This is a genomic window from Bombella intestini (assembly GCF_002003665.1).
GTDB classification, from domain to species: Bacteria; Pseudomonadota; Alphaproteobacteria; order Acetobacterales; family Acetobacteraceae; genus Bombella; species Bombella intestini.
On the sequence record NZ_JATM01000002.1, the window covers coordinates 35,560 to 47,731 of the forward strand.

9 protein-coding genes are annotated in these 12,172 nt (G+C 56.3%); 4 read left to right on the top strand and 5 right to left on the bottom strand.

The window, feature by feature from the left end:
* Positions 1–95 precede the first annotated feature (95 nt).
* Entirely contained in the window at positions 96–2,423 is a 2,328-nt protein-coding gene (metE, locus tag AL01_RS03295) for a 5-methyltetrahydropteroyltriglutamate--homocysteine S-methyltransferase (RefSeq protein ID WP_077395967.1), read from the bottom strand.
* A gap of 279 nt (positions 2,424–2,702) precedes the next feature.
* Between metE and AL01_RS03300 the strand changes: the two genes are divergently transcribed.
* Together AL01_RS03300 and metF are read left to right on the top strand one after the other, a co-directional pair.
* Positions 2,703–3,671 (top strand): ArsR/SmtB family transcription factor, encoded by a 969-nt coding sequence (locus AL01_RS03300; RefSeq protein WP_077395968.1) that lies wholly within the window; start codon positions 2,703–2,705, stop codon positions 3,669–3,671.
* A 26-nt stretch (positions 3,672–3,697) separates the two neighbouring features.
* Positions 3,698–4,579 (top strand): methylenetetrahydrofolate reductase [NAD(P)H], encoded by an 882-nt coding sequence (metF, locus tag AL01_RS03305; protein ID WP_077395970.1) that lies wholly within the window; start codon positions 3,698–3,700, stop codon positions 4,577–4,579.
* 152 nt (positions 4,580–4,731) lie between these two features.
* On the opposite strand, the gene infC is transcribed toward metF, so the two are convergent.
* The 4 genes from infC to AL01_RS03325 form a co-directional block, all read right to left on the bottom strand.
* Positions 4,732–5,292, bottom strand: a complete 561-nt coding sequence (gene infC, locus AL01_RS03310) for a translation initiation factor IF-3 (protein WP_077395972.1) — start codon at positions 5,290–5,292, stop codon at positions 4,732–4,734.
* Between the two features lie 114 nt (positions 5,293–5,406).
* Positions 5,407–7,353 carry a threonine--tRNA ligase gene (gene thrS, locus AL01_RS03315; RefSeq protein WP_077395974.1) on the bottom strand — a complete coding sequence of 649 codons (1,947 nt, stop codon included), beginning with the start codon at positions 7,351–7,353 and terminating at the stop codon, positions 5,407–5,409.
* A gap of 199 nt (positions 7,354–7,552) precedes the next feature.
* The gene (locus AL01_RS03320) at positions 7,553–8,512 is read right to left on the bottom strand and encodes a glycosyltransferase family 9 protein (RefSeq protein ID WP_077395976.1); all 960 of its coding nucleotides are present in this window, start codon (positions 8,510–8,512) and stop codon (positions 7,553–7,555) included.
* A 29-nt stretch (positions 8,513–8,541) separates the two neighbouring features.
* On the bottom strand, positions 8,542–9,177 hold the full coding sequence (locus tag AL01_RS03325) for a nucleotide exchange factor GrpE (protein WP_077395977.1): 636 nt from the start codon (positions 9,175–9,177) through the stop codon (positions 8,542–8,544).
* Between the two features lie 368 nt (positions 9,178–9,545).
* On the opposite strand from AL01_RS03325, the gene AL01_RS03330 reads away from it, so the two are divergent.
* Together AL01_RS03330 and AL01_RS03335 are read left to right on the top strand one after the other, a co-directional pair.
* Positions 9,546–10,322 carry a response regulator transcription factor gene (locus AL01_RS03330; RefSeq protein WP_077395978.1) on the top strand — a complete coding sequence of 259 codons (777 nt, stop codon included), beginning with the start codon at positions 9,546–9,548 and terminating at the stop codon, positions 10,320–10,322.
* Positions 10,323–10,381: 59 nt separating this feature from the next.
* Entirely contained in the window at positions 10,382–12,124 is a 1,743-nt protein-coding gene (locus AL01_RS03335) for a HAMP domain-containing histidine kinase (protein WP_077395980.1), read from the top strand.
* Positions 12,125–12,172: the final 48 nt, after the last annotated feature.

Here is a 12,172-nt window from a genome sequence, read left to right on the forward strand (position 1 = left end):
TGTGGGGGAGACTGTTCTAAATCGCCCCCCGGAACCCGGCTTCATTTGGATGGATCGTGCTAGGTAACGAAGCCGGGTTCCATCTCTTTCAGCCTTCAGCCACGCAGGATTTCAGCAGCCTTGACCATGTTGGTGATGGCCGGGCGGACTTCTTTCCAGTTACGGGTCTTCAGGCCGCAATCCGGGTTCACCCACAGCTGGCGGCGAGGCACCTTCTTCTCAGCGGCACGCAGCAGCTCGACCATCTCCTCGACAGACGGGACGCGGGGGGAGTGAATGTCATACACGCCCGGGCCGATCTCGGCAGGGTATTTGTGGTCGGTGAAGGCTTCCAGCAGTTCCATTTTGGAGCGTGCTGTCTCGATAGAGATCACGTCAGCATCCATGTCGGCGATGGCCTGGATGATGTCGTTGAACTCAGAGTAGCACATATGGGTGTGGATCTGCGTCTTGTCCTGCACACCGCTGGCCGTGACACGGAAGCTTTCCACAGCCCAATCCAGATAATGCTGCCAGTCCTTGCGGCGCAGGGGGAGGCCCTCACGCAGGGCGGCTTCGTCAATCTGGATGACGGGGCAGCCAGCTTTTTCCAGGTCCTGCACTTCGTCACGGATGGCGAAGGCGATCTGACGGCATGTCTCGGAACGTGGCTGATCGTCACGGACGAAGGACCAGTTCAGGATTGTGACCGGGCCTGTCAGCATGCCCTTGACCGGCTTTTGGGAGCAGGACTGTGCATACTGCCACCAGTCGAGCGTCATGGCTGCCGGGCGGGAGACATCACCAAAGATGATGGGCGGGCGGACATAGCGGGAGCCGTAGGACTGCACCCAAGCATGTTTGGTGAAGACGAAGCCTGAAAGCTTCTCACCAAAATATTGCACCATGTCGTTACGCTCGAACTCACCATGCACGAGTACGTCCAGACCAACTTCTTCCTGCCATTTGATGGCGGATTCCGTTTCCTTCTGCAGGAAGGCCACGTAATCTTGCGTGGAAAGTTCCTTCTTGGCGTGGCGGGCACGAGCCTGACGCACTTCCTTCGTCTGCGGGAAGGAGCCGATGGTTGTGGTAGGGAAGAGCGGCAGCTTCAGGGCCTCTTCCTGCGCCTTCTGGCGGATAGGGAAAGCAGACTGACGCTGTGTCAGCTTGGCGTCCTTCTGGGCGGCACGCTTCTTCACATCCTGATTATGAATGCGTGTGGAGGTGCGGCGGCTCTCGGCAGCAGCATCGGAGGCTTCCAGAACGGCCTTCACGCTCTCATGCCCTTCATTGAGGGCCTTGGCGATGGTGGCGAGTTCGGCAATCTTCTGCACGGCAAAGGCCAGCCAGTTCTTTACCTCGGCATCCAGCTGCGTTTCACGCTCCAGATCAATCGGTGTGTGCAGCAGGGAGCAGGATGGAGCTACGATGATGTCACGCTTGGCAGCCACCGGAGCGATGTGCTTCAGAATCTTGGAAAGATCAGCCTTCCAGATGTTCCGGCCATCAATCACACCGAGGGAGAGCAGCAGGTCCGGGCGGGCCTTGGCGACAACGTCTTCTAGCTGCTGCGGTGCACGGACCAGATCAACATGCAGACCATGGACTGGCAGGGAGAGTGCTGTATCCAGATTGTCGCCCAGACCACCAAAATAGGTTGTCAGAAGCAGCTTGATGTCTGGAACGGCACTTGTGAGGCCCTGATAAGCAAAGGCAAAAGCCTTGCGGGCAGCATCATCAAGGTCCAGCACCAATGTCGGCTCATCAATCTGGACCCATTCAGCACCAGCCTGACGCAGCTCACGCAGTACCTCGGTATAGACGGCGAGCAGCCCCGGCAGCAGGTCCAGCTTATTGAAAGCTGAGCCATGCGCCTTGCCCAGCAGCAGGAAGCTTACCGGCCCCAGCAGGACAGGGCGTGTCTCAATACCCTGAGCCTTGGCTTCCTTATACTCATCAATGATCTTGGTGGAGGAGAGGCTGAAGCTCTGGCCTTCTTTGAATTCCGGCACGAGGTAATGATAGTTCGTGTCGAACCATTTTGTCATTTCCGCAGCGGGAACATCGGTGGCTTCATGGTGATGGCAGGAACAGTTTGCATGGCCCTCAGCGACTTCACCACCGGCAACCTGACGACCGCGAGCGATGGCAAAATAAGTGGTGAGGTCCACTTTACCGCCCTTATGGCCATAGATCTCCGGCACAGCACCGACTAGGGCACTGGTATCCAGCACATGGTCATAGAGTGAGAAATCGTTGGAGGGGATGATGTCCGCTCCCTGCTCCTTCTGGCGGGTCCAGTTCTCCTTACGGAGGCTGGCGGCAGTCTGAAGCAATTCGGCTTCGCTGCTGTTACCGGCCCAGAAACTTTCCAGAGCCTTTTTTAGTTCGCGGCGGCCACCGATACGGGGAAAGCCCAATGTTGCGACGCGTACGGTCATGACATGCCTCCTGGCGTTTGGTGGGGGCCGGTCCATTTGCCTTCCACCACCCTGCGGAGAAAAGCCGCTGGGGGGAGAAAGGCAAACGGGCGGGCGGTCTATGCCCCACCGATAGGATCAAGACTGCCTCGGGAGAGGCAGCCGGAGAAGCGTCCTGCTCACCTTTCATGAAAGATGAAAAAGCGAACCGGGATGCGTTGTGAGAACCAGAAGTGGCAGGGCTTTTTAAAAGTGTCAACATATATTGCATATATAATGAAGTCATTATATATAGTTTGCATGGATCGTGCTCTTATAATCTTTCAGGCTCTTGCTGAGCCTACACGTTTGAGAATTTTGCGCTTACTGCGTGAAATGGAGTTGTCAGTTGGCGAGTTGGCCCAGGTTTTGGGCCAGAGCCAGCCGCGGGTCTCCCGGCATGTAAAAGTGCTGGCCGAGGCTGAATTGGTGGAACGGCGCAAGGAAGGAAGTTGGGTTTTTCTCGCCCTTGGGGATGAGAATGATCTGGAACCTATCTTTGCGGCGCTGGACCATTGGCGGCGTTATCACGAAGAGGATGATGATGAGATGGGCCGGGCGGACCGGCAGCGTCTTCAGGCCGTGCGGAATGTTCGCATGGGTGAGGCCGAGGATTGGTTTGAGGTCCATGCAGCGGAGTGGGATGCGATTCGCTCCCTGCATGTTTCGGAGCAGTCTGTCGAATCGGCCATCATAAAACTGGTGGGCGATGGGCCGCTTGGGCGTGTTGTGGATATCGGGACAGGAACAGGGCGTATGCTCGAGCTTCTGGCCCCGCAGTGTGAAAGTGCCATCGGGTTTGACCGTAGCCCCTCTATGCTGAGGTTGGCCCGGGTCAAACTGGAAGAGAATCGGACGGCAGATGGTGAAGAGATCAAGCTGAGGCAGGGGAATTTTTATGCTCTGCCGCTGGCTGCTGGCTCGGCTGATCTAACCATTCTGCATCAGGCGTTGCGTTATGCGCAGCACCCGGCCGCCGTTATTGCCGAGTCGGCTCGGATTCTTAGCCCTGGCGGGCGTCTTCTGGTGGTGGACTTCGCCCTGCACGACCGTGAGGAACTCCGCACACGGGATGCCCACATGTATCTCGGCTTTAGTGATGAACGCATGCAGCAATGGTTTGAGGCGGCAGGGTTGGAAGCAGACCCCCCTGTCTCTCTCGATGGAGAATTGACGGTAAAGCTCTGGATGGGCCGCTTGCCGTTGGATCAGCAATCAAGGGTTACATAGAACCGTATGTAAAAGGAACTGGCATCATGCCTGAGGTCTCATTTGAATTTTTCCCGGCGAAGACGGACGAAAAAGCCGCTTCTCTCCTGCGGGTTGCTCAGCGGCTTACAGCCTACGAGCCTCGCTTCATGTCCGTCACCTATGGGGCTGGCGGTTCTTCCCGGGACCGCACTCTTGAGACCTTGCGGCAGATGTCAGGGAAGGTAGCCACACCATTGGCGGGGCATCTCACCTGTGTGAATGCCTCCCGTGGGGATGTTGATGATGTGGCCAGAGCGTATTGGGATATTGGGGTAAAGCATATTGTGGCTTTGCGGGGCGATCCGCCAGCCGTGAAGGGTGCTTCTCCTGTTCCCTACGCTCCACATCCGGAAGGGTATCACTATGCGGCGAATCTCGTGGCGGGTCTGAAGAAAATAGCCCCGTTTGAGATTTCCGTAGCAGCTTATCCCGAAACTCACCCAGAAGCAGAATCGGCTAGCTCTGATATCGATCATCTGAAAGAGAAATTCGATGCTGGGGCGGATCGGGCTATCACTCAGTTCTTTTTCGACCCGGAAAAATTTCTGCGTTTTCGGGACCGGGCGGTGAAAGCGGGAATTACCAAACCAATCGTACCGGGTATCCTACCGATTGGTCGGGCATCACAGGCATGGCGTTTCGCAAAAATGTGTGGTGCTTCTGTCCCGGATGAGCTGAAAGCCCTTTTTGAGGGAGTAGATGATCTGCCTCCGATCCGCTCTCGCCTGAGTACCGTGGTGGCAGACCGCATCTGTCAGCGTCTGAAGGCAGAAGGGGTGGAGCATTTCCATTTCTATACGTTGAACCAGAGTGCGCCGACCTCAACGCTCTGCACGCTTCTGGGGCGGCAGCGGTCTCATGCGCTGGTGGAGAAGCATGCAGCTTGAAGGGACCATGAGGCCCCGTACGCCTCCCTCTTATGGAGGGGGCGTACAATAAAAATAGAAGAGAGGATAAAAAAAGACCCCGGCTCCTTCTACAGGGCCGGGGTCTTTTTATGTGTTCTTCCGCCGTCTTCAGGACAGGATAGCGTAGAAACTCACTTACTGTCCCGCTGCTTGTTGGGGGCCAGAATCATGATCATCTGGCGATTCTCAAGCCGGGGCATCTGTTCAGCCTTGGCGATATCATCCACCGATTCACGGATACGATGCATCATTTTAGCGCCGAGGTCCTGATGGGCCACTTCACGCCCTTTAAAGCGCAGTGACACCTTGACCTTGTCGCCTTCCTCCAGGAAGGAGCGCACAGCCTTGGCCTTGGTCTGGAAGTCGTGTTCCCCAGTACCGGGACGAACCTTCACTTCCTTGATCTCGATGACCTTCTGCTTCTTACGGGCTTCGTTACGCTTTTTCTGCTGTTCGTATTTGAACTTGCCGTAATCGAGGATCTTCGCAACCGGAGGCTCCGCCGTTGGGCTGATTTCCAGAAGGTCCATCCCTTCAGAAAAAGCGCGGGAAAGGGCCTCACGCGTCGGCATGATGCCGATCATCTCACCTTCGGCGTCAATAACACGTACCTGCGGCACCCGGATCTCTTCATTGACACGCGGCCCATCGCGGTTCGGGGCGGCGTGAAACGGCGGTCTAGCTATGGTCATCTCCTGTTGATACTACGGGCCCGTCACAACGGCAGAAGCAACGGGACTCAAACTACCTGTTCAGATTCATACCCCCCGCACCGGTATGGTGCAAGGGGGCAGAGGCAGTGGTGATTAGGCCGTTTTTGTGGAGGCTGCCCGCAGGATATCCGGCGGTGTGGCTTCTGCGGCCAGTGCGGCGATAATCTCATCGGTAGCGATGACGTTCTGCGCCTGTTCACCGAGGCGGCGGACGCTCACTGTACCTTCTTCAGCTTCACGGCGGCCGACCACAAGCATGACCGGCACACGGGCTAGGCTATGCTCACGCACTTTGGCGTTGATCTTTTCGTTGCGGATGTCCGCCTCGGCGTGGAGACCAGCCTTACGCAGACGTTCGGTAACCTCCAGCGCATAGTCGGCGGCATCAGTCACGATGCTGGCTACCACGACCTGCGTTGGGGCCAGCCAGAGCGGGAACTTGCCTGCATACTGTTCGATCAAGATACCAAGGAATCGTTCGAAACTGCCAAGGATGGCACGATGCAGCATGACAGGGCGGTGGCGGGCACTGTCCTCGCCAATGTAGGAGGCATCCAGCCGCTCTGGCAGAACATAGTCCACTTGGAGCGTACCGCACTGCCAGTCACGCCCGATGGCATCGGTAAGGACGAACTCCAGCTTCGGACCATAGAAGGCCCCTTCACCGGGATTCAGCTCATAGTCCACACCGACCATCTCGCAGGCCCGTTTGAGGGCACCTTCGGCCCGGTCCCACACCTCGTCAGACCCGGCACGGGTTTCGGGGCGGTCGGAGAATTTCACACGGAAGCTCTCGAAGCCAAAATCCTTGTAGACCTCGCCCAGCATGGTGACGAAACGGGCCGTTTCCTCGGCGATCTGGTCATCCGTGCAGAAGATGTGGGCGTCATCCTGCGTGAAGCCACGCACTCGCATGATGCCATGCAGGGAGCCAGACGGTTCATACCGGTGGCAGGCACCGAATTCTGCCATACGCAGGGGCAGCTCACGATAGGAGCGCAGGCCATGACGGAAAATCTGCACATGGCAGGGGCAGTTCATCGGTTTGAGGGCGAGGGTCTTGTCCTCATCCTCCACTGTGGCGATGAACATATGCTCCCGGTACTTATCCCAGTGGCCAGAGGCTTCCCAGAGGGTCCGGTCCACGAGCTGCGGGGTGCGGACTTCCTGATAGTCGTTCCGGTTCTGGGCACGGCGCATGTAATCCTGCACGGCCGTGTAGAGACGCCAGCCTTTCTGGTGCCAGAAAATCTGCCCGACTGCCTCCTCCTGAATATGGAACAGGTCCATATCCCGGCCAATGCGGCGATGATCCCGTTTCTCGGCCTCTTCTAGCCGCAGAAGATAGGCTTTCAGCTCTTTTTTGTCCCGCCATGCTGTGCCGTAGATGCGGGTCAGCATGGGGTTGCGGTGGTCACCACGCCAGTAGGCCCCGGCCACCCGCATTAGCTTGAAGGCATTACCTACATCCGCTGTGCTGCGGAGATGCGGCCCACGGCAGAGGTCCAGCCATTCACCCTGACGGTAGATGGAGATATCTTCACTTTCTGGCAGGTCTCGGATCAGCTCAGCCTTGAACTTTTCCCCACGCTTCTCAAAGAAAGCGATGGCCTCGTCACGGTCCCAGACCTCACGGGTGAAGGCATCACCCCGTGCGATGATCTCGGCCATTTTAGCTTCAATGGCTTCGAAGTCCGCCGGTGTGAAAGGTTTATCCCGGAAGAAGTCGTAATAGAAACCGTCTTTGATGCTCGGGCCAATGGTGACCTGTGTACCCGGCCAGAGTTCCTGCACGGCTTCGGCCATGACATGGGCGGCATCGTGGCGGATCATCTCCAGCACATCATCATCTTTGCGTGTGATGAATCGGACGGTGCTGTCCTCACTGATTGTGAAGCCGAGATCCACGGCTTTTCCATCCACTTCCATGGCCATGGCGGCACGAGCAAGTCCCGGCCCGATGGCCTCGGCGATGGTTGTCCCGGTCACTGCCCCATCGAAGGTGCGAATGCTTCCATCGGGCAGGGTAATGGCGGGCATGGAGGAACTCCTTGGTCATTGAGCAGAAAGGATGCTGCCCTCCCATGGGAGGACAGGGCAGCAGATAGAGATGGGGGCAAAAATGGCCTTTTATGGCTCTGTCCTGCAAGCCCTAATGTGAAGACAGAGGGGGAAGAGTGGTTTTTTTGTTAGTTCTACCCAGTTTTCCCTATGAAATTAGGGGCGTATGTTTCGTTAGTTAGTCTTTGTTGTGAAGACTTATGCGAGCCTGCATGAGCGGGTGCCCCCAGGTCTCCAGCAGTTTTATGACACGCTCCGGTGGTAGGGCGGACAGGTCAGGGCAGTCTAGCACTCGGTTTCGTCTCGGTGTGATGCTAAGAGGGGCACAGCGTCCCGGGTCGCTAGCGGCGGAAAAGAGCGTTAGAGTGGGGCAGTCCATTGCAGCGGCTATGTGGAGTGGCCCGGTATCGTTACCGATGCAGAATGTAGCTCGATGAAGCAGGCCTGCCAGAGCAGGCAGACTTGTCCGGCCTGTTAGGTCCAGAGTCTGCGGGGTTTGTGCATGGATAATCTCTGCCAGTGGACGGTCCATGGCACTGCCAATGATGACGGGTTGATACCCCCATGCTGTGATGGTCTGGGCGAGTGTTGCAAAATAGGAGGCAGGCCAGCGTTTGGCCGGTCGATGTGGGGCAGCACCGGGCACTAGCACGATATAGGGTGAGGGCAGCCGTGGCCCTCGGTCTTTTAGGAACTCGGGAACAGTGCGGGGTTGTAAAGGCACACCGGCAGCCCGAAGCTGGTCGGCCTGCCGTATAAGCGTGTGCATCTGGCGGGCCTGCGGATTGCTGTGAGGCAGGCTAGCCCGGCGGTTCTGGCCAGACCATGCAGTGTCCGGACGTATAAGGTGGAAATAGCGGGCTGTCCGGCCAGAGTTTTGCAGGTCGAACACCATATCCATCTCTCGTAGGAGGCGGCGGATTTTTAACCAGTGGCGTAGATTGGTGATGGGGGGGCGGTCATCCGTGGCGATGGCATCAAACCACGGGCAGCATGATGCCAGCTCGTGATAGGGACTGGCCGTCAGGAGGGTGATATGGGCGTGGGGGAAAGCGTGGCGAATGGAGGCGAAGGCCTCAAACGCCTGAAAGAGGTCTCCCAACGCCCCATGACGGATAATGAGTATCTTATGCGGCATGAGGCTTGGGGCGAACCGTACTAGAAGTATCAGTCCTCTTTAGGGGGCTGCCCTGTGGAGGAGGCGTTGGAGACAACGACCATGGCCGGCTTGAGCAGGCGGTCCTTCAGCATCCATGTCGGCGACCATGCCTGAACGACGTGATTCGGCGGGAGATGATCGACTTCCTGTTCCTGCATGGCCTGATGTAGGTTGGCATCAAACGGCTTATGCGTTGGGTCCAGCCGGGTGATGCCGTGGCGTTCCAGAATGGAGAGGAAGGAGCGTTCTGTTCCTTCAAAGCCCTTGCGCATTTCGGTAATCAGGGCGTCTTCGCCTTCCTTATAGTGTGGCAGGGCAGATAGGCCACGGCGGAGATTATCGGCAGCTTCAACGACATCACGGGCAAATTTCTGAACAGCGTAATGGCGAGTATCTTCGAGTTCCCGCTTGTGGCGTGCCCGGAGATTTTGGTTGTCTGCCTCGGACCGCTTCCAGCGATCTTCCATTTCGCTCAGTTTTTCTTCAAGGGCAGCGATACGCTCCTCGGCACCGCCCGCTGTGGCCTGTTCGTCTTCGGCGTGGCCCTCGTGATGTTCAGCCTGAGACGCTGCATCATGCGGCTGGGCTGTGTGCTGTGTGGCGTCAGTCTGTGGTGTTTCGGTATGCGAAGTCTGCTCTGTCATATCGTGACCCTGTTCTCATCTTCATGGGTTACTTCTTGTTCCTCCCCGACTCACTATATCCCTTCGGGTTTTCATGGTCGTGGCGGTATGGGGAAGCCCCCTTCGTGCCTATAGGAGATAGTGCTGTATGCTGCAAAAGCAAGAGGGAGGGGGACGCTAGGGAGAATGTGACTTCGATACCAGTTTCAAGCGTAAAAAATCATATTTACATAATGTGCTAGCGGAATTACCGAAAAACAATGTATAATGTTGTCAGAATAGTGGCATATGTTGGCAGTATTCTTCCTGTTAATATTTGTCGTAGATAATCTTAACTTTGTGTTGAGATTTTTTATTGCTTGTTACGTTGCCAAGGCACAGGAGTTTGCATGAAGAAGCCCCCTTTCCCTTCCGTGGTTCCGTCTCACACGGAAGAGAAACATGGTTCAAAAACGCAGCAGGTTCCGGTTATTGCTCTTGTAGATGACGATCGGAACATCCTGACTTCTGTTCAGATGACACTAGAGGCTGAGGGTTTCACGGTTCATGTCTACACGGATGGGGAGAGTGCCTTGCAGGGCATTTTGTCTCGTTCGACCTCTCTGGCAGTGCTGGATGTTAAGATGCCCCGCATGGATGGGATGGAGCTGTTGCGGCGGCTGCGTATGCGTTCGAGCAGCCTGCCGGTCATTTTCCTAACCTCCAAAGATGAGGAGATGGACCAGCTCATGGGGCTGCGTCTGGGAGCGGATGATTATATCACTAAGCCGTTCTCTGTTCGTCTTCTAGTGGAACGGATTCGGGCCCTGCTACGGCGGCATGAGGTCAGTCAGGCGGAGATCACAGGGGAAGCAGGAGCCAGTAGCAGTATCCTTGTTCGTGGTGCGTTAGCTTTGGATGAGGCCCGGCATCAGTGCCTTTGGAATGGGCAGGAAGTGGCATTAACGGTTACCGAATTTCTGCTCGTTAAGGCATTGGTAGTACGTCCGGGGCTAGTGAAATCCCGTGATCAGCTCATTGATGCTGCCTATGGGGATAGCATTTATGTGGATGATCGTACGATCGATAGTCACATTAAGCGGGTTCGTAAGAAGTTTCGCCGGGTGGATGAGTGTTTCAACCATATCGAGACTCTTTATGGAGTCGGATACCGGTACCGGGAGTGAGGTGATTATATGGCCTGCTCTGTAAATGCACTTCTCTCCCACCTCGGTGAGGCACTGGCATGGTAGCTGGTGGCGAAGAGCTGATTGGTACTCTGCGGCGCATATGGCTTCGCTTTCGGGCAGTGAGGTTCGGGCAGTGGGTATCACCGCTGACAAACCGCCTGATGCTGGTCAATTTCCTGCCTCTGCTCTTTATGGGGGGGATGTTGCTCTCCATCAATGCGCTGCGGAATACCCTGCTGAATGACAGTGTAGAGGCTTTGCGGGAGCAGGCACGTATCTATGCTTCTGTTCTTCAGCAGGCTCAGCGGATTGGGGAGGATGGTAGCGAGGTCAGTCTTGATAAAGACAAGGTGCATTTCTTTCTGGATAACATGATCCGCTTCAGCCGTAATGCGCAGGTCAGGCTTTATGCGCCTAATGGGTCTGTTTTGACGGAAAGCAGCCAAGGCGATCGCGCAATCAGTGGGGCCCGCTGGCAGCCTAATGTTAGTCTGGCTGATCGTGTTTACGACTGGGTGTTGTCGTTGATTCCCCTCAGTACCCGGGAGGGGGAGGTCCCGCTAGATAACTCCACAACATCGCAGAATTTCGGACAGGACACAGATGAGGATGTTCATCTTAGCGCACAGGAGGAATTACCCCCTTACATCCGGATGACCGCTCAGCACGAGTTGGTCATGACGGTTGTAGAACCTGTCATCGTGCAGGGGGAGACTGTCGGTGTTCTTCAGCTTACCCGGTATAATACAGATATCGACCGGGCTATTATGGAAGTACGCTGGCTCATCGTCATCGTACTATTGTTGAGTATGGGGGCCGCCGTGCTGCTCTCATGGTATTTTGCCCTGACGTTGGCCCGCCCTTTACGTTGCCTTGTCGCCCGGTCGAGGGAGATGCGGGAGCCGGGAAAGGGGCGGGTGGATGGTCTGCCTTATACACTGCTCAGCAGGCGTGATGAAATTGGCGAACTTGCCCGAGCACTGCGTGAAAGTGCTTTGGCCCTGTGGGCCAGAATGGATGATGTGGAGCGTTTTGCAGCAGAGGTCAGCCATGAACTAAAAAACCCGCTTTCTTCCATCCGTTCCGCTCTGGATACTTTGCCTCGCATTGCAGATGCACAGGCACGCGATAGGCTGCTTAGTATTCTGGGGGGGGATGTTCAGCGGTTGGAGCGGCTGATTACCGATATTTCTTTTGCTAGCCGGGTGGAGGGGGAACTCCAGCGGGGTGCACGGGTGGCGGTGGATGTCATCGAACTTCTGGGGCTGTTCGTGGAAGTGAATCGTGCCACAAGTAAGCCGAATTCTGTTCGGCTGATGCTCGCTGTACCTGAAGGGGAAGAAGCTCTTCATGTTTTGGTCGGGCGGGATGGACTTGTTCAGGTTCTGCATAATCTCATCGGCAATGCGAAGTCTTTCTCGCCACCTAATGGTGTCGTTCGGCTTGTTGTCCGGGTTATGAAGGGGCCGCCCAGATTGGCGGAAGATGGCACGATCATCCCCGGTGGCCCGACTGTCGAGATTGCGGTGGAGGATGAAGGCCCCGGTATCCCGCCAGCGAAACTGGATAGCATCTTCGACCGCTTCTATTCAGAACGACCCGCTGGGGAGAATTTCGGCCAACATTCTGGTCTGGGGTTAGCCATAAGTCGGCAGATCATCTTGGCATTTGATGGGACTATTCATGCTGAGAACCGGGAGGAAATGGACCCGTTGACGAAGCAGAGCCGTGTCTGTGGCGCCCGTTTTGTCATACGTCTTCCTCGCTTCATGTCTGTTGGTGTTGCTCCCTCTCCATAGGGTGGGCTGTATGGGGCAGGCGGATGGACGGCCTGTTTCTTATAGGTC

Bases quoted from the DNA above. Each gene is read 5' to 3' on its own strand.
- AL01_RS03335 (WP_077395980.1), top strand. From the start codon at position 10,382: ATGGTAGCTGGTGGCGAAGAGCTGATTGGTACTCTGCGGCGCATATGG.
- AL01_RS03330 (WP_077395978.1), top strand. From the start codon at position 9,546: ATGAAGAAGCCCCCTTTCCCTTCCGTGGTTCCGTCTCACACGGAAGAG.
- infC (WP_077395972.1), bottom strand. From the start codon at position 5,292: ATGACCATAGCTAGACCGCCGTTTCACGCCGCCCCGAACCGCGATGGG.
- thrS (WP_077395974.1), bottom strand. From the start codon at position 7,353: ATGCCCGCCATTACCCTGCCCGATGGAAGCATTCGCACCTTCGATGGG.
- metF (WP_077395970.1), top strand. From the start codon at position 3,698: ATGCCTGAGGTCTCATTTGAATTTTTCCCGGCGAAGACGGACGAAAAA.
- AL01_RS03300 (WP_077395968.1), top strand. From the start codon at position 2,703: ATGGATCGTGCTCTTATAATCTTTCAGGCTCTTGCTGAGCCTACACGT.
- AL01_RS03325 (WP_077395977.1), bottom strand. From the start codon at position 9,177: ATGACAGAGCAGACTTCGCATACCGAAACACCACAGACTGACGCCACA.
- metE (WP_077395967.1), bottom strand. From the start codon at position 2,423: ATGACCGTACGCGTCGCAACATTGGGCTTTCCCCGTATCGGTGGCCGC.
- AL01_RS03320 (WP_077395976.1), bottom strand. From the start codon at position 8,512: ATGCCGCATAAGATACTCATTATCCGTCATGGGGCGTTGGGAGACCTC.